We start from the raw sequence: 16,433 nt of genomic DNA on the forward strand, positions 1-16,433 counted from the left end.
CAGTCTGCTCGCAACTGGTCCAGACCAGACATCTTCGACCAGGCCCCCGGACTTCAGGACCACCCCCAAGGAGTGCTCCATGACCACCGTCACCGTCGACACCACCGAGAAGCGGGGCATCCCCGGCCTCGCCCAGCTGCAACGCATCGGCCGGTCGCTGATGCTCCCCATCGCCTCCCTGCCCGCCGCGGCGCTGCTGCTCCGGCTCGGCCAGCCCGACATGCTCGGCGCCGACGGCCTGGGAGCGCACGCCGAGTGGCTCCTGCCCGTGGCCGCCGTCCTCGGCGCCGCGGGGAACGCGCTGTTCGCCAACCTGGCCCTCCTGTTCGCCGTCGGAGTGGCCGTCGGGTTCGCTCGCAAGTCGGACGGCTCGACCGGCCTCGCGGCCGTGATCGGGTACCTCGTGTTCAAGGGCGTCACCGACGCGCTCTCCCCGTACGTGCTCGGCAAGCCGGTCGGCGACGACCCGCAGGAGCTGATCAACTACGGCGTGCTGGGCGGCATCGTCATGGGCATCGTGGCGGCGCTGCTGTTCCAGAGGTACTACCGGATCAAGCTGCCCGCGTACCTCGCGTTCTTCGGCGGACGGCGCTTCGTGCCGATCGTCACCGCGGGCGCCGCGATCGTCGTCGCCGTCGTCGGCGCCCTGATCTACCCCGCCTTCGACGCCGGCTTCACGGCGGTCGGTGACTGGGTCACCAGCTCCACGATCCTCGGCGCGTTCGTCTACGGCACCATGAACCGCCTGCTCGTCCCGATCGGCCTGCACCACATCCTCAACTCGCTGCCGTGGTTCCAGTTCGGCTCGTACACCGACTCCAGCGGCGAGGTGTGGCACGGCGACATCGCGCGCTTCCTGCACGGCGACCCGACGGCCGGCACGTTCATGACCGGCTTCTTCCCGATCATGATGTTCGCGCTGCCCGCGGCCGCCCTGGCGATCGTGCACACGTCCAAGGCCAAGAACCGCAAGGTCATCGCCGGCATCATGGGCTCGGCCGCGCTCGTCTCGTTCGTCACCGGGGTCACCGAGCCGCTCGAGTTCGCGTTCGTCTACGTGGCCTACCCGCTGTACGTCATCCACGCGATCCTCACCGGCACGTCGCTGGCGCTGGTCAACGCGCTGGGCATCAAGGACGGGTTCGGGTTCTCCGCGGGTGCCATCGACTACCTGCTGAACTTCCGGATCGCCACGATGCCGCTGCTGCTGATCGTCATCGGCCTCGGGTACGCGGTCGTCTACTACTTCCTGTTCCGGTTCGTCATCACGCGCTGGAACCTGCGGACGCCGGGCCGTGACGACGACGACGACGACGACACGACGACCACCCCGACGACGGAGGACCGGCCGGTGGTGGAGGCGGTCGACGAGACGGCTCCCGCACGATGACCACCGCGGTCGCCGCCGCGCTGACCCTGAGGGGGTTCGGGGTCAGCCCGGGCCGCCGGGTGGGGGTGGTGGCGCGCATGCCCGACGCCCCGCCGGCGCCGTCGCCCGAGCCCTCGGCTCCGGGGACGGACCTGGTCACGGCGGCGGCCGCGGTGGACCACGCGGCGGCCGGGGTGCGCGACGCCCTGGCCCGGGCCGCCGACGCGGCGAGCGGGGAGGCCGCAGACATCCTCGCGATCACCGCGGCGATGGCAGCGGACCCATCGCTCGCCGACGAGGCCCGCCGACGCGTCCTGGAGACCCGCGCGACACCCGCCCGTGCGGTCTGGGACGCGGCCGAGCTGGTCGCGGAGCAGCTCCGTGCGCTGGGCGGGATGTTCGCGGACCGGGCGGCTGACGTCCGGGACGTGCGCGACCGCATCGTCGCGGAGCTGCTCGGGCTGCGACCCCCGGGCGTGCCGGACCCGGGCGTCCCGTTCGTGCTGGTGGCCAGGGACCTCGCGCCGGCGGACGCGGCCCGGCTGGACCCGGCGCGGGTCCTCGCCCTCGTCACGTCGGGCGGCGGCCCCACGGCGCACACCGCGATCCTGGCGCGCGCGCTCGGCATCCCGTGCGTGGTCGCGGTCGTGGGCGCCGACGCGATCGGCGAGGGCGAGACGGTGCTGGTCGACGGCTCGGTCGGGGAGGTCGTGCTGGGTCCCGACGCCGACGCCGTCGAGCGCGCCGGTCGCGTCGGCCCACGTCGGACCCGTCTGGAGCAGCCCGGCCGGACGGCCGACGGTCACGCCGTCCCCCTGCTGGCCAACGTCGCGGACCCGGCGGGTGCCGCGGTCGCCGCGGAGATGGGGGCCGAGGGGATCGGCCTGTTCCGCACGGAGTTCGAGTTCCTGGGCCGGACGACCGCGCCAGGTATCCCCGAGCAGGTGGCGGCCTACTCGCGGGTGTTCGCCGCGTTCCCCGGCCGGCGCGTGGTGATCCGGACGCTGGACGCCGGCGCCGACAAGCCGCTGCCGTTCGTGACCGCCGCGGGGGAGCCCAACCCGGCCCTCGGGGTGCGCGGACTGCGCACGTCCTGGGCCTACCCCGGGGTCCTCGACGACCAGCTCGCGGCCATCGCGCAGGCTGCGGCGTCCTCGTCGGCGGACGTCTGGGTGATGGCCCCGATGGTGGCGACGGCCGACGAGGCAGATTCCTTCGTGGAGCTCTGTGCCGCGCACGGCCTGGCGCACGCCGGCGTCATGGTCGAGGTCCCCGCGGCCGCGCTCCGGGCGGGTGACCTGCTGCTGCACGCACGGTTCGCGAGCCTGGGCACCAACGACCTCACCCAGTACGCGATGGCGGCCGACCGGGAGCTCGCGACCCTGGCGCGGCTGTCGACCGCGTGGCAGCCCGCCGTGCTGTCCCTGGTGCAGCTGGCCTGCGCGGGCGGAGCGGCGCGCGGCCGGCCGGTCGGGGTCTGCGGCGAGGCGGCCGCCGACCCGGTGCTGGCCCCCGTGCTAGTGGGGCTCGGCGTCGCGTCGCTGTCGATGACACCCCGGGCGCTGCCGGACGTGGCTGCGGTGCTGGCCGCCGTGACCCTCGAGCGGTGCCGCGAGCTGGCCACCCTCGCGCTGGCGCAGCGTACGGCCGACGAAGCGCGGTCGGCGGTGCGCGCGTCGCTGGACGTGCTCGAGGAGCTGGGTCTCTAGGCGGTCTGGAGCAGGAACTGCTCGAGCGCGTCGATCGAGGCGGCCGCATCTGCGCTGTCGTCGTCGGTGGCCAGCACGACCTCGTCGCCCGCTCCGACGCCCAGCGTCATGATCGCCAGGATCGAGGCGGTGGCCACCGGGGCGCCGCCGGCCCGCGCGATCGTGACCCGTGCGGGCTGGCGCCCGGCCGCCGCGACGAACTGCGCGGCGGGGCGGGCGTGCAGCCCTCCGGGAAGAGCGACGACGACGGAACGCTGCATGGCCTGCCTCCGGGGACGGGTTGACGATGACGTCCCGCGACTCTACTGGTCTAGACCATGTTCGGTCGAGCGGCTGTGGGAGACTCGTGCCGCGACAGGCCGAGGCCTGTGCGGGAGGGCTGTCTGAGCGGCCGAAAGAGACGGTCTTGAAAACCGTTGGAGCGGGACAACCCCGTTCTCGTGGGTTCGAATCCCACGCCCTCCGCACACGCGGAACAGGCCCGCTCCCCGGGCAGGGGAGCAGGCCTGTTCACGTGCGAGGTGTCAGCTGACGGCAGGCAGAGCCGGAGCCAGGCGCGTGCCACCACCGGCGACGTTGGTCGCCGTGTTGTTGGTGACCGCCCGCAGCAGCGGCGAGAGCGTCCGCCAGTCCGTCACCAGGTTGGCGGCCTGCGTCGGGTCGCAGGTGTGCTCGCAGTACAGGGCCTGCGTGCCGGACCGGATCAGCACGTGCGCGCCGTAGTTCTGGAGCGCCTTGGCCAGCGCCTTGCCCTCCGGGCTGAGCGCCAGCTTGCTGACGTCCACCGTGCTCGGGATGGCGAACAGCGTGCCCATCGGGATCGTGCCCGAGTATGCGGTCGTGCCGTTGCTGTCCTGCGTGCGGGCCGGCCACACCGGCCCGGACTTGAGCTGGGCGTCGGAGATGCCGAGCGCCAGCGTGTGGTTGATCGAGAGCTTCTTGAGCTCCTGCGTGCGGATGAGGCCGGCGAAGAACGAGACGCCGGAGGCGCGGGAGCCGTCCTTCATGCCGTCGAGGCGCAGGTCCTGCTTGACGATGCGGGTCGACGTCCACTGGTCGGTGCCGACGTTGGTCATCTTGTAGAACTCGTAGGCCGTGACGCCGTCGGGCTGCACGACGCCGACGTGCTTGTCGGTGCCGTAGGTCGGGGCGGTGTTGCGGGGCACGCGCACCTGGAGCACCTGGCCGGTGTTCGGGTTGGTGACCGTGGCCATCGGGTCGCTCGTCGTGGCGTAGAAGACGGCGATCGACCAGCGGCTCGAGTTCACCGTGGGGGTCGTCAGCCCGAGCTTGGCCGTCATCGCGCCGGTGGCGGACTCGAACTTCGCACCCGCGCCCATGGCGGTGTTCCAGGGGGCCGTCGAGGCGAACGGCAGCTGCGCGACGTCACGCGCGGGAACGGTCGGCGCCGGGGCGGGCGTCGGCGTCGGCGTGGGAGTCGGCGTGGGGGTCGGGACCGGAGCCGGGAGGATCGTGGCGGGCACCGTCAGCTTGGTCGTGCTCGCCGGCGCGTTCCAGTCGACGACGCTGCCGTGGCTGGAGACGACGAAGCCGGAGTCGTGGACCCACACCGTCGAGCAGGTCGCGGCGACGTTGTTGGCCCACCTGATGCTGCCGTCCTTGGCGACCAGGACGAGCTTGCCGCCGGTCCGCAGGTCGAGGTGTGCACCGGCCCAGCCCTGCTGGACCCAGCGGCGGCCACCCGTGGTCGTGTTGAACAGGGTCAGCGAGCCGTCGGTCGCGAGGGTCAGCTTGAACACGCCGTTGGCCGAGGTGAGGCTCTTGCCGGCGGTCAGCGATCCCCCCTCGACGAGGGTGTTGGCGGTGGCGGCGGGGCACGCGGTGGTCGCGGCGGCGACGGGAGTCGCGGCCGAGGCGATCGACGGCAGTGCGACCGAGGCGACAAGGCCTGCGGCGAGCACGGTCGCGACCGCGAGGGGTCGGCGGATTGAGATCATCGAATAGCTCCAGATTTCGGGTCAAAGCGGCGAAATGCTTTCGACAAGGCGCATCGGGCATCTCGGCGAACAGCAAGTATTAACGGTCCTATCGGACGTTCCGGCGGCGCCTTGAGCCGCATGATCACGGCGATGTGGAGCCTGGAAGTTGCCTGGGACCTGCCTGTATCCGGCAGTTGGTCGCGTGACCAGGGAGTTCGATCAATTGAGCAGGAAATGTCGCTTACTGATCGGTAACCGCGTGAACGGGTGAATGTGTCGGACGTCACACGGCTCGACCGGGAAGCGATTTCCGGCAAATATGGTGAAAAGCGACAACTGGAACCGGGACCACCCGGACAGCCCGCAGGAAACCGGGGTGGGCCGCGCCTGGTCCGGATGCTGGACTCACCCGTTCGGGTGTGGGTGCCCCCGGCCGGCCGCCGCGCGCCGCTGCCCCGGCCCGCCTAGGCTCGCGGCGTGCCCAGACGCCACGTCCAGCTGCACGCCCGCCCGCCGCAGCAGGCGCAGGAGGCGACTGTCGACGTCCTGGTCCGGGACGGTCTGGACGACCTGCGGCGCGAGCTCGACATCCCCGCGCAGTTCCCCCCGGACGTCCTCGCTGAGGCGGCAGCGGTCATCGCCCGGGGACCCGACGGCGAGCGGTCCGACGCGACGGACATCCCCTTCGTCACCATCGACCCGGAGGGCTCGAAGGACCTGGACCAGGCGCTGCACATCGAACGCCAGGGGCCCGGGTTCCGCGTGCGGTACGCGATCGCGGACGTGGCGGCGTGGGTGCGGCCCGGCGGCCGGATCGACGGCGAGGTGCGCGAGCGCGTCGAGACCCTCTACGCCCCGGACGGCCGGACCCCGCTGCACCCCCCGGAGCTGTCCGAGGGCGTCGCGAGCCTGCTGCCCGACCAGGTGACCCCCGCGTTGGTCTGGACGATCGACCTCGACGCTCAGGGTGCCCCGGTCCACGTCTCGGTGGTGCGGTCCTCCGTGCGGAGCCGCGCCCAGCTGACGTACGAGGGGGCGCAGGCGGCGCTCGACGACGGGACCGCCGACGAGACCGTGCGCCTGCTGCGGGAGGTCGGGACGCTGCGGGAGGCGGCCGAGCGGGCCCGGGGCGGGATCACGCTCCCGACGCCGGAACAGGTGGTCGAGCAGGACTCCCACGGCGTGTGGACCCTCGGCAGCCGCGCCACGCTGCCGGTCGAGGAGTGGAACGCGCAGATCTCGCTGCTGACCGGCATGTGCGCCGCCCAGCTGATGCTGGACGGCCGGATCGGGATCGTGCGCACGCTCCCCGAAGCGGACCCGCGCGACGTCGAACGGCTGCGGCTGTCCGCGCACGCGCTGGGCGTCCCGTGGCCGGCGGGTGCGACGCCCGGAGACGTCATCCGCGAGCTCGACGCGGCGAACCCCACCCACGCTGCCCTGCTCACGGACGCCACCTCGCTGCTGCGCGGGGCCGCGTACGTGGCCTTCGACGGCGAGGTCCCGTCGGCGCCCCTGCACGCCGCGATCGCCGCGCCCTACGCCCACACGACCGCTCCGCTGCGCCGGCTCGTGGACCGGTTCGTCGGCGAGACCTGCCTGGCGCTGTGCGCGGGCGAACCCGTGCCGACGTGGGTGCGCGACGCCCTCCCGGAGCTCCCGGGTCTGATGGCCGGCGGGGACAAGCACGCCGCGGAGTTCGAGCGCGGGTGCCTGGACCTGGTCGAGGCGGCGCTGCTCACCGGGCGGGAGGGCGAGGTGTTCGAGGGCGCGATCGTCGACGTGCGGGAGGACCACGACCTGGGCGTGGTCCAGCTCCGCGATCCCGCGGTCCGCGGCCGGATCGAGGGTGCCGGGCTGCCTCTCGGTGAGGACGTGCGCGTCCGGGTGACCCAGGCGTCCGTGCGGGAGCGCAAGGTCGTCTTCGAGCTGGCGGAGCCTCAGGCGGACGCGGCCTCGTCGTCCACCGAGCCGAACCTCGAGCGCAGGTAGCCCGCGTAGCCACCCGGCGTCCGACCCGCCAGGCGGCCCGAGGTAAGCACGTCGCAGGCGTCGGTCGCGACGACGCGGGCCCCGGCGGCGGTGAGCGCGGCCACCAGCTCGACGTCCTCGTGCTCGGGTCGGTCGGGGAAGCCGCCCGCCCGGAGGTAGGCGTCGGCCCGCACGCCGAGGTTGGCGCCGTGCACGTGACCGTTCGGCCGGCCGGGCACGCGGGTGGCCCGCCAGGCGGCCAGCTGGGCGGGGGACAGGTCGGCGGGATCGGGCCGGACGGTGCCGACCACCACGTCCGCGCCGGCGTCCGCCAGCCGCAGGTGCTCGAGGATCCAGCCCTCGGGCACGACGGAGTCGGCGTCGGTGCCGGCCACCCAGGTCCGCTCGGGGTCGGCGGTCGAGCGGGCGAGGGCGTCGCGCACCCCGGCCGCGCGGGCCGCTCCGGCGCGCCCCACGTCGAGGTCGACGAGCCTGACGTCCAGGTGCCCGAGCGCGACGGACCGGGTGCCGTCGGTGCACCGGTCGAGCACGAGCACGAGGTCGACGGTGAGGTCCGGCCGCACCGCGCGGGCGGCCTGCCGCGCCGACTGCAGCGAGCCGAGGCACCGCCCCACCAGCTGCTCCTCGTCGCGGGCGGGAACCACGACGACCACGTGCTCGATGCGCGGGCTCACGCCAGACCCGTCCGCTCGGCCACCGACCGCGGGTCGTCGGCGTAGACGTCCAGCAGCAGGTCGGTCTCCCGGTGCTCGGCCAGGAGCGTGAGGTCCGTGGTGCGGCGCAGCACGCGGTGCACGTCGTCGCCGCTGAGCGGGTAGGCCTCGACCGGATGTCGCCAGTGGCACGCGAGGAGGGTCCCGCCGGGGGCGAGGTGCGCGCGGAGCTCGCCCAGCACGCGCACGAGGGTGGACCGGTCGAGGTAGTAGCCGACCTCGGACAGGACGACGAGGTCGAACGGGCCCTCCGGCACGCCGGCCGCGACGTCCGCGACCTGGACCCGCACGCCCGGCACGCGCTCGCGGGCGCGCTCGACCGCGGCGGCCGACACGTCCACGGCCAGCAGGTCGTCGGCGCGCCCGGCCAGCTGCTCCGTGAGGACCCCGATCCCGCAGCCCACCTCCAGCACCCGGCCGTACCGCACGTCCGGCAGCGCCGCGAGAGTCAGCGCGCGCTTGCGCTCCTCGTACCAGCGGTCGGTGTACCCCCACGGGTCCTCGTGCCGGCCGTAGGTGGCGTCGAAGAACTCGCCGGTCAGCGACGGCCGGGCGGCCTCCTGCGTGACGACGACCTCGACGTCCCGGTCGAACGTGCGCAGGAACGCGGGGTGCAGCGTCGGAGCGTCCCGTGCGTCCGACGACAGCGCGGTGACCTGTGTCGCGTGCGCAGCGACGGCCCGGTGCTTGCGCACCACCGACCGGTCCGCGAGGTCGACCACCCGCAGGTGGTCCCACGGGACGTGCGGGTCGTCGGGCGTCGCCCAGTGCCAGAGCCACAGCGGGTACTCGAGCAGGGCGCAGCCGAGCTCGTCGGCCAGGGTCGCGCAGATCTCGCCGACGACCCGGTGGTCGCGGTGGCCGTCGCCGCGCCACGGGGCGACGAGCTGGTCGACCGGAAGGCCGTCCGCCAGCAGCGTCCGGAGGTCCGTCTCGACCGCGTCACGCACCTCGCGCAACCCGCCGTCGGGGTGTCCGAGCAGGGTGACGGGGGAGTCGGGGGACAGGAGCCGCACCGCCTCGCGGACCTCGGTCGATCGGATCTCGACGAGCGCATCCGCCGTGAGCGTCGGGGAGCCGGGGTGGGACGCGCTGCCGTCGGAGACGACGACCACCTCGGCCGGGTGACCAGCGTCCGCCAGCTCGGCCAGGATGCCGCCGGCCCCGAGCGTCTCGTCGTCCGGGTGGGCGGCGACGACCACGGTGCGCCCGGTGCGCCGGAGCGCGAGCGCGGGCAGGGCGCGGAACCGGGCGTCGGCCGACCAGGCGTCGGCGGGTGTGCCGGGGCTGCGCCCGTCGAACGTCACCACGGCGGGTCCTGCGACGCGGCGAGCGCCTGTCCCAGCGAGACGTCGTCGCGCTCGGCGTGCTGCTGGCGGACGTAGACCTGCAGGTCGGCCACCCGCTTCGCGTGCTCCGCCTCGAGCGCCAGCGGTGCCGGACCGAGCGCGTGCCCGGCGATCCGCAGCACGTCCTCACACACCCCCGCCACGGTCGCCCGCACCCGCTTGGCCAGCAGCCGGCCCTGCGCGGCGTCGAGCGAGCCCGCGTCCACCAGGCCGGCCGCCTCGGCGAGCGCCCGGCGGGCAGACTCCAGCCGCTGGTCGATCGCGCCGAGGTGCATCGCCAGCAGCGGGTCGTCGCGGCCCTGCGCCTGGGCGTGCACCCGCCGACCGATCCCGACGGCACCGCCGAACCAGCACGCCGCCACCCCGATCCCGCCCCACCAGAACCCCGGCCGTTCGAGGTACCAGCCGGGCGCTCCCACGGGCGTGGCGCGCACGTCGTCGAACTCGACGGCGGTGCTCGGGATCTCCGCGAGCCCGCGCGACACCCACTCCTGGTCGACCAGCCGGACCCCCGGCCCGCGCAGACCCACCGCGAACAGCCCCCGTGTGCCGTCCGCCAGGTGCGCGGTGACCAGCGCCGCGTCCAGCTCGCCGGCCAGCGAGCACCACGGCTTGGTGCCGTGCAACCGCCAGCCGTCGTCGCCCTCGACCGCGTCCAGCCGTCCGCCGGGGCCCTCCGCGGCGAACACGCCCCACGTCCGTCCGTCGTCGTCGCCGGTGCCGGCCTGCGCCAGGATCGCGCGCGCGTCGAGGTGCGGCTCGACCGCCCGCGCCACCCCGAGGTCGGCGGCGCCCAGCGTGGCCAGCAGCTCCCACAGCTCGGTCGTGCGGCCCTCGCCGGGGACCAGGTCGGCGGGCCAGGACACGACGACGCGCAGGGCGTCCCCGACCGTCCGGGGGATCGTCGGTGCACCGCTGCTCGGGCCGAGCGCGCGCAGCCGCACGCCTCCAGGCAGGGCCATCGTCGTCACTCCCAAGGGGACCAGCTCGGGGGGACCGCTGCTCGATCCGTCGTCCAGATCATCACCGCGGCGTGCCGGTCCCGCGACCCGAGCCGAGATCCGTGCGCAGGTGGACGGCCACGTGGCAGGGTCGGAGCGTGCACACCAGCGTGGCGGCGGACCGATGAGCGAGCTCGACGACGTCGCCGACGACCTGTACGCGGGGTCGCCCACGGACTTCGTCGCCCGCCGCACCGCCGCCGTGAAGGCCGCGAAGGCCGACAAGGACAGAGAGCTCGCCGACGCGATCGCCGAACTGCGCAAGCCGACCGTCTCGGCCTGGCTGGTCAACCTGCTGGTGCGCGACGATCCCGCCATGGCCGGGCAGATCGTCGCGCTCGGCGAGGGGCTGCGGGACGCCGAGCGGTCGCTGGACGGACCCGCGCTGCGGGAGCTGTCGACGCAGCGCCGCCAGCTCGTCCGCTCCCTGGTGGCCCGCGCCCGCCGGCTCGCTCAGCCGGCCGGTCAGAAGATCGGCGACACCGTGGCCCAGGAGCTCGACGCCACGCTCACCGCCGCGCTCGCGGACCCGGCAGTGGCGCGCGAGGTGCTCTCCGGACGGCTCACCGCGGCGCGCGAGTACGCGGGGTTCGGCAGCGCGGACACAGGGGACGCGCCGCCGCCGCCCCCGACCCCGAAGGCGCCGAGACCGCCGAAGGCAGCGGAGACACCCGCGCGCGGCCGCCTCCGGCTCGTCGGCGACTCGGAGCGGGCGGAACCGAAGGAGACCGCCGCCGACCGCGAACGCCGGCGCCGCGAGGAGCGCGAGCAGCGCGCCCGCGACGAGGCGCAGGCCGCGTGGGAGCAGGCCGACCGAGCCGCCGCGGAGGCCCGGCGTCGGCACGCGGCCGCGGTCGAGGCGCGCGACGAGAGCGCCGCCGAGGTCGCGCGAGCAGAGGAGCGCGCTGCGCGTGCGCACGAGGAGGAGGACGACCTGGTCCGCGAGCACGCGGAGGTGCGCCGCCGCCTCGCCGCCGCCGGCAAGGCCGCCACGGTGGCGGACAAGGACGTGGCCGCCACGCAGCAGACCCTGCGTGCCGACGACAAGGACGTCGCGACGGCGGAGCGCGAGCTGCACCGCGCGGAGCGGGCACGGGACGCGGCCGAGGCCGTACGCGACAGGACGTAGGAGAGGAACCGATGGCCGGCAGCAGGGACGACGCCCCGCGGGTGCACGCCGAGACGGTCGAGGAGTGGCGCGACTGGCTGCACGCCCACCACGCCACCGAGTCCGGCGTGTGGCTGGTGTCGTGGAAGTCCCCGACCGGCAAGCCGTCGGTCAGGTACGAGCTCGCGGTCGAGGAGGCGCTCTGCGTCGGGTGGATCGACTCGTCCGGCCGCAAGCTCGACGACGAGCGCAGCATGCTCTGGTTCACGCGGCGCAAGCCGGGCAGCGGCTGGGCGCGGACCAACAAGGAGCGGATCGTGCGCCTGGAGGCCGAGGGCCGGATGACGCCGGCCGGCCGCGCGCTGATCGACGCCGCGAAGGCGGACGGCTCGTGGACGCTGCTCGACGACGTGGAGAACCTGGTCGTCCCGGACGACCTGGCGGCGGCGTTCGACCGCTACCCGGGGTCACGCGAGCAGTTCGACGCCTTCCCTCCCTCGGCCCGGCGCGCCATCCTCGAGTGGATCGTGCAGGCCAGGCGGGAGAGCACGCGGGCGGCCCGGCTCGAGGAGTCGGCTCGGCTCGCGGCGGAGGGGAAGCGGGCGAACCAGTGGGTCCCGAAGTCGTAGGCGACGGCGACGCCGCAGGTCAGGGGCCGCTTTGGTGGTGGGCCACCGGCGCGGGTACCCTGTGCTGGTCCTGGAGACGTCGCATAGCCCGGTCTAGTGCGCGACCCTGCTAAGGTCGTGAAGGCGCAAGCCTTCCGTGGGTTCAAATCCCACCGTCTCCGCCCTTGCTCGAACCAGCAGCTCGAACCCTCAGGGTTCGGGCTGTTGCTGCGTCCGCCCCCGGCGCGCCAGCACCACGTCGCCGACGATCACCGCCAGCAGCACCGCGTTCGACACCCAGTTCAGCGCCAGCGGCGAGGCCCAGTCCCGCAGCGCGAACGCCCCGAGCACCACGACGACGCCGACCAGGTGCGGCATCGACCACCGGCCGCCGGTAGCGCGTCGGAAGAACGCGTTGCCCAACAGGTAGACCGCCGCCGCCCCGCAGATCAGCCCCGCGGTCCACGTGTCGGTGTGCCCGAGGGGGTGCAGGAGCACCAGCTCGTCGGCCACCGCTGTGAGCACGATGCCGGTGATCAGCAGGAACGGGACGTACGTGTAGGCGGTCTGCGCGACCATCCCGGGCTCCGCGCGCGACGAGAAGTACTCGGTGGCCGACCGCTCGGACCGGTCGAAGAAGAGCAGCCACATGAGGACGGTGCTGACGAACGCGGCGAGGAACGCCAGCAGCGTGGTGGCGTCCAGCTCCAGCTCCGCGAACGCCGTGCCGGTGACGATGATCGACTCGCCCAGGCTGATGATGAGGAACAGGGCCACCCGCTCGGCCATGTGCGAGCCGCGCACGGACCACGTCGTCGGATCGGTCGGGCCCATGAACGGCACCCAGAACAGCGCCCGTGGCCCGACGACGTCGATGAGCGCCGCCGTGATCCACAGCGCCGGCCGCAGGTGCTCGTCGACCAGCGCACCCGCGATCCAGAACACCCCGGACACGCTCAGCCACACGGTGATCCGCACGAAGTTGGTGGCGTTCTCCGGCCAGTGCCGTCCCATCGCCCATGTCGTGAACAGCGTCCGGCCCACCTGGATCACCACGTACGGCACCGCGAACAGCAGCGCCTTGCCCTCGAACGCCTCCGGGATCGCGCTCGACATGAGCAGGCCCAGCAGCATGAGGACCAGCAGCATCGTCCGCACGGGGGTCTTGTCCGGGTCCAGCCAGTTGGTGACCCACGTGGTGTCGATCCACAGCCACCACACCGCCCACGCGAGCACGAGCGTCTGGAGCAGCGTGCTGGGGTCCGGGTGCGCGATGAGGCTGTGCGACAGCTGCGTGACCGCGAAGACGAACACGAGGTCGAAGAACAGCTCGATGTAGCCGACCCTGCTGCCGTCGTGGCCACCCCCGTGCCGGAGCACGTCCGTGCGCATACCCCACCGGCCGCCGCCGGTACCCAGCCTCAGCGTGCCGCTGCCCGATCCCGTCACCTGCGCGATCCTGCCACGAGCGTGTGATGGGTCACGTGCATCCGGTTTGGGCCACCGGGCACCTGACCTGTATCGTCGTCTGCGGCCCGTCGAGGGCCATGCGCCCGTAGCTCAATGGATAGAGCATCTGACTACGGATCAGAAGGTTGGGGGTTCGAGTCCCTTCGGGCGCACCCAGTACGGATGTGACAGTGAGGCGCACTGCGGCGAACGCAGTGCGCCTCTCTCTTTGCCCAGAGCAGGCGCAGGTCACAGGCCTGCCCAGTGGTTCATGGGGCCCTCGTCGGACGCGGCCCTCCGGGCGCTGCTCCCGTCTCGGGCCTCCTCAGCCCGGCCGACGGAGCCAGCAGGCGCGCCAGCTCCGAGCGCGACGTCGCACCGACCTTCGACGAGGCGCGGTACAGGTGGCCCTCGACCGTCCGGACCGAGACGACCAGCAGGTCCGCGATCGCCCGGTTCGAGAGCCCTTCTGCGGCGAGGAGCGCGCACTCACGTTCCCGGTCGCTCAGCGCCGCCGGGGCGTCGATCGCGGACAGCGCCGGGCTCCACGCGCCGCCGCACTCGGCAGCCAGCCGGTGCGCCATGGCGGACGCGGACAGGGCGGAGCCGTGCAGGCTGCGCGCGCGGAACTGAGTCGCGGCCTGCGCTGCGGCGTCGGCAGCCGCGAGCAGGTCGCCTGCTGCCTCGAGGCGACCGGCGACGTCCATGAGTGCCACGCCGTCGCCGTGCGCGAGCGCTGACGCATGCTGCGCGGCCAGCAGCGGACGACGTCCGTCGACGACGAGCGCGAGCTGGGCGAGCCGGTCCGCGCACTGCCGGTCGTCGAACCTGACCGCGACGTGCAGCGCGAGCATCTCGCAGGCGAGCTGGCCCCGCTCCCGGGCGATCTGCGCCGCACCACGGGCGCGTTCTCGGGCGAGCGTGGTCGAGCCGTGGGCGGCGGCGACCCACGCGCCCGCGAGCGCGATCTCCGGCGCGTAGCGCAGGAAGCCGGTGTGCGGATGCTCGACCAGGGTCTCGTGCGCCCGGGTCGCGCGCTGCGGGTCGCCGCTCTGGGCGGCGGCTCGAGCGAGACTCATCAGGCTCACGACGAGCCACCCCGACGTGTCGCCCGAGGCCAGGAACGCGGTCGACGAGGCGGTGAAGTGGTCGAGCGCCGCCGGCAGCTGCCCACGCCCGAGTGCCGTCAGGCCGAGCATCGTCGCGGACATCGCCTGCGGACCGCCGGGGAGGTCCGCGAGCGCGGCGACGGCCTCGGCGACCAGCTCTGCCGCCTCCTCGATCTCGCCGAGGCTCAGGAGCGCTGCCTCGCAGGACATGAGGATCGGGTACCGCAGCATCGCGACCCCGGGGTCGGCCTCCGAGTGCCGCTGCGCGAGCTGGAGGTCGCGCCGCATCGCCGTCGTGTCGCCGAGATCGCCGTGCGCGACGACGCGCCCCCACTCGAGCAGGATCGCGGCGACCGGTGGCGCGTCGGCCCAGCTGTCTCGCGCCTGCGAGACCGCGATCGCCTGGTCCGGCGCTCCGAGGAAGGCGAGCATCGTGGTGCGGATCCCGGCCAGGCCCTTCGCGACGGCGGGGTCGTGGAGGAGCCCGTCGACCTCGGCGAGCACCGCGTCGGCGCCGGCCGCGTCACCCAGGTCGAAGAACAGGTTCCCCGCGCGCAAGGTGGCCAGGGCGACGAGGTACTGGTCGGGTCCGGCCCACGGGAGGGTCGAGAGCAGGTCGCGCGCGTCGTCGCCGCGGCTCATCAGGGACACCGCCATCGCGCCGACCGCCACCGCCTCCGGCCCGCCACCCGCGGCCTCCGACGCCGCCGCGAGACGCTCCGCCAGAGGCAGCTGCAGCATCCGCGACGCCTCCCGCGCTCCCGCGAGGAACAGGGCGGCATCGGGCGGCAGGTCCGACTCGAGGGTGAGCACCGCCCGCCGGAGCGCCGCGTCGACGCCGAGCCGCGCGGTCGGCGTCTCGGACGTGAGCATCCCGGCGGCCATGCCGCGCAGCCGCGCGGCGCGCACCGCGCCGATCCCGAGTCGTCGCACGTCGCCGTACAGCGGGTGCGCCAGCCGCAGGCGTCCGGCCGCCCCGCCGGGGTCGCCATGATGAGCCCCGCTGCCTCGGCCCGCTCGACCGGCGCTCCGCCCAGGCCATCGAGCACGGCGTCGAACGGGAGGGGCTCGGCGATCGCGAGCAGGTCGACCACGTCGGCGACGTCGGCCGGGATCGCACCCATCTGGGCGGTGATGAGCTCCAGGAGCGTCGGGGACAGGACGGGGTCGCCGTGCCACACCCAGGTGCCCGCTCTGACCTCGAGGCGACCCGCTCGACGTTCGTCGTCGATGATGCGCCGCGCGTGCAGCACGTTGCCGTGCGTGAGGTCCCACAGCTTCGCCGCGGCACCGGCGTCGACCGGTCCGCCGAGCACGACGCGCAGGAGCTCGGCCGACTCCGGCTCGGCCAGCGGCTCGAGGTCGACCCGCTCCACGAGACCGTCCTTCCACAGCGCGGCCACCGTCTCGGGCACCGGCTCACCGACGCGCAGCGTCAGCAGCACCACGGCACGGGTCTTGTGCACCAGCTGGTGCACCACCACGGCCGACGTCTCGTCGAGCTGGTGGACGTCGTCGACCGCCACGACCGTTCCGGAGCCGTCCGTCCCCGACAGCAACGCGTCGAGCACGGCGCCGACCACCCGGAACGGGTCCGCGCTGGTGCTCGGCACCCGCAGGCCCGCGAACACCCCGAGGGGCAGGCGCTTGGCGGACGCGGTCGCCACGAACGAGAGCACCGACCGGTCGAGCGCCGCGACCCGCTCCGCGGCCTCGGCCGCCAGGCGGGTCTTCCCGACGCCGGCCGGGCCGGCGATGACCGTGCCGCGTCGACCACCCTCACCGGTGAGGGTCGAGGTCACACGCGCGAGCTCGCCCTGGCGTCCCACCCATGGCCCCTGCAGGCTCATGCTCGCGATCGTAGACCGGGGCCCCTGGCGCGCCGCCAGGGCCCGACGCGTACCCGGTGCCGGCCCGCCCCCGGAACGAGTAGCGGGCTACTCGTCGCACCCGGGCCCAGGCGCGTCAGCGTGGACGGACGAGCAACCGCTCGTCGGACCACGGAGGACCACCCCATGACCCACGCGACCCTGAGCCGCGACGTCCACCTCGAGACGGTGATCGAGTTCGAGCTGGACCCCGCCGA

General features: G+C 74.0%; 13 protein-coding genes and 3 tRNA genes. 8 read left to right on the forward strand and 8 right to left on the reverse strand.

Annotated elements, in window-relative coordinates:
• The first annotated feature begins 79 nt into the window (after positions 1–79).
• Both ACO06A_RS10220 and ptsP read left to right on the forward strand, forming a co-directional pair.
• Entirely contained in the window at positions 80–1,390 is a 1,311-nt protein-coding gene (locus ACO06A_RS10220; RefSeq protein ID WP_421735897.1) for a PTS transporter subunit EIIC, read from the forward strand.
• On the forward strand, positions 1,387–3,078 hold the full coding sequence (ptsP, locus tag ACO06A_RS10225; protein WP_421735898.1) for a phosphoenolpyruvate--protein phosphotransferase: 1,692 nt from the start codon (positions 1,387–1,389) through the stop codon (positions 3,076–3,078). The genes ACO06A_RS10220 and ptsP overlap by 4 nt, the downstream gene beginning before the upstream one ends.
• On the opposite strand, the gene ACO06A_RS10230 is transcribed toward ptsP, so the two are convergent.
• Positions 3,075–3,338, reverse strand: coding sequence for an HPr family phosphocarrier protein (locus tag ACO06A_RS10230; protein ID WP_421735899.1), 264 nt, complete (start codon positions 3,336–3,338; stop codon positions 3,075–3,077). The two genes, ptsP and ACO06A_RS10230, sit on opposite strands and share 4 nt — an antisense overlap.
• Positions 3,339–3,451: 113 nt before the next feature.
• Here ACO06A_RS10230 and ACO06A_RS10235 point away from each other — a divergent pair.
• A tRNA-Ser gene (locus ACO06A_RS10235) sits at positions 3,452–3,543 on the forward strand.
• Between the two features lie 59 nt (positions 3,544–3,602).
• On the opposite strand, the gene ACO06A_RS10240 is transcribed toward ACO06A_RS10235, so the two are convergent.
• Positions 3,603–5,036, reverse strand: coding sequence for a hypothetical protein (locus ACO06A_RS10240; protein ID WP_421735900.1), 1,434 nt, complete (start codon positions 5,034–5,036; stop codon positions 3,603–3,605).
• 459 nt (positions 5,037–5,495) lie between these two features.
• Here ACO06A_RS10240 and ACO06A_RS10245 point away from each other — a divergent pair, with 459 nt between their 5' ends.
• Entirely contained in the window at positions 5,496–7,010 is a 1,515-nt protein-coding gene (locus tag ACO06A_RS10245) for an RNB domain-containing ribonuclease (RefSeq protein WP_421735901.1), read from the forward strand.
• Here the strand turns inward: ACO06A_RS10245 and ACO06A_RS10250 are convergent.
• Genes ACO06A_RS10250 through ACO06A_RS10260 form a run of 3 tightly spaced genes read right to left on the reverse strand, consistent with a single transcriptional unit; the run spans position 6,959 to position 10,034 of the window.
• The gene (locus ACO06A_RS10250) at positions 6,959–7,684 is read right to left on the reverse strand and encodes a glycosyltransferase (RefSeq protein WP_421735902.1); all 726 of its coding nucleotides are present in this window, start codon (positions 7,682–7,684) and stop codon (positions 6,959–6,961) included. The genes ACO06A_RS10245 and ACO06A_RS10250 overlap by 52 nt on opposite strands.
• Positions 7,681–9,033, reverse strand: a complete 1,353-nt coding sequence (locus ACO06A_RS10255) for a PIG-L family deacetylase (RefSeq protein WP_421735903.1) — start codon at positions 9,031–9,033, stop codon at positions 7,681–7,683. The genes ACO06A_RS10250 and ACO06A_RS10255 overlap by 4 nt, the downstream gene beginning before the upstream one ends.
• A complete protein-coding gene (locus ACO06A_RS10260) occupies positions 9,027–10,034 on the reverse strand; it encodes an acyl-CoA dehydrogenase (RefSeq protein WP_421735904.1) in 1,008 nt (335 codons plus the stop codon). Before ACO06A_RS10260 ends, ACO06A_RS10255 begins: the two co-directional genes overlap by 7 nt.
• A gap of 163 nt (positions 10,035–10,197) precedes the next feature.
• Between ACO06A_RS10260 and ACO06A_RS10265 the strand changes: the two genes are divergently transcribed.
• The 3 genes from ACO06A_RS10265 to ACO06A_RS10275 all read left to right on the forward strand — a co-directional run bounded on the left by ACO06A_RS10265 (position 10,198) and on the right by ACO06A_RS10275 (position 11,971).
• Positions 10,198–11,202, forward strand: coding sequence for a hypothetical protein (locus ACO06A_RS10265; RefSeq protein ID WP_421735905.1), 1,005 nt, complete (start codon positions 10,198–10,200; stop codon positions 11,200–11,202).
• An 11-nt stretch (positions 11,203–11,213) separates the two neighbouring features.
• Positions 11,214–11,810: a YdeI/OmpD-associated family protein gene (locus ACO06A_RS10270; protein ID WP_421735906.1), complete on the forward strand. Its 597-nt coding sequence runs from the start codon at positions 11,214–11,216 to the stop codon at positions 11,808–11,810.
• A 72-nt stretch (positions 11,811–11,882) separates the two neighbouring features.
• A tRNA-Ser gene (locus ACO06A_RS10275) sits at positions 11,883–11,971 on the forward strand.
• Between the two features lie 28 nt (positions 11,972–11,999).
• Here the strand turns inward: ACO06A_RS10275 and ACO06A_RS10280 are convergent.
• Positions 12,000–13,238 (reverse strand): low temperature requirement protein A, encoded by a 1,239-nt coding sequence (locus ACO06A_RS10280; RefSeq protein ID WP_421735907.1) that lies wholly within the window; start codon positions 13,236–13,238, stop codon positions 12,000–12,002.
• A gap of 100 nt (positions 13,239–13,338) precedes the next feature.
• On the opposite strand from ACO06A_RS10280, the gene ACO06A_RS10285 reads away from it, so the two are divergent.
• Positions 13,339–13,411 (forward strand) — tRNA-Arg (locus ACO06A_RS10285).
• Between the two features lie 96 nt (positions 13,412–13,507).
• Here ACO06A_RS10285 and ACO06A_RS10290 read toward each other — a convergent pair.
• Both ACO06A_RS10290 and ACO06A_RS10295 read right to left on the reverse strand, forming a co-directional pair.
• Positions 13,508–15,088 carry a helix-turn-helix transcriptional regulator gene (locus tag ACO06A_RS10290; protein ID WP_421736047.1) on the reverse strand — a complete coding sequence of 527 codons (1,581 nt, stop codon included), beginning with the start codon at positions 15,086–15,088 and terminating at the stop codon, positions 13,508–13,510.
• Positions 14,989–16,197, reverse strand: a complete 1,209-nt coding sequence (locus ACO06A_RS10295) for an AAA family ATPase (RefSeq protein ID WP_421735908.1) — start codon at positions 16,195–16,197, stop codon at positions 14,989–14,991. The genes ACO06A_RS10290 and ACO06A_RS10295 overlap by 100 nt, the downstream gene beginning before the upstream one ends.
• Positions 16,198–16,433 lie beyond the last annotated feature (236 nt).

It is taken from the genome of Cellulomonas sp., assembly GCF_965229465.1.
GTDB lineage: Bacteria > Actinomycetota > Actinomycetes > Actinomycetales > Cellulomonadaceae > Cellulomonas.

Excerpts from the sequence above, each read along its gene's own strand:
- ACO06A_RS10265 (WP_421735905.1), top strand. The coding sequence starts at position 10,198 with ATGAGCGAGCTCGACGACGTCGCCGACGACCTGTACGCGGGGTCGCCC.
- ACO06A_RS10260 (WP_421735904.1), bottom strand. The coding sequence starts at position 10,034 with ATGGCCCTGCCTGGAGGCGTGCGGCTGCGCGCGCTCGGCCCGAGCAGC.
- ACO06A_RS10230 (WP_421735899.1), bottom strand. The coding sequence starts at position 3,338 with ATGCAGCGTTCCGTCGTCGTCGCTCTTCCCGGAGGGCTGCACGCCCGC.
- ACO06A_RS10290 (WP_421736047.1), bottom strand. The coding sequence starts at position 15,088 with ATGCTGCAGCTGCCTCTGGCGGAGCGTCTCGCGGCGGCGTCGGAGGCC.
- ACO06A_RS10270 (WP_421735906.1), top strand. The coding sequence starts at position 11,214 with ATGGCCGGCAGCAGGGACGACGCCCCGCGGGTGCACGCCGAGACGGTC.
- ACO06A_RS10295 (WP_421735908.1), bottom strand. The coding sequence starts at position 16,197 with ATGAGCCTGCAGGGGCCATGGGTGGGACGCCAGGGCGAGCTCGCGCGT.
- ACO06A_RS10240 (WP_421735900.1), bottom strand. The coding sequence starts at position 5,036 with ATGATCTCAATCCGCCGACCCCTCGCGGTCGCGACCGTGCTCGCCGCA.
- ACO06A_RS10220 (WP_421735897.1), top strand. The coding sequence starts at position 80 with ATGACCACCGTCACCGTCGACACCACCGAGAAGCGGGGCATCCCCGGC.
- ptsP (WP_421735898.1), top strand. The coding sequence starts at position 1,387 with ATGACCACCGCGGTCGCCGCCGCGCTGACCCTGAGGGGGTTCGGGGTC.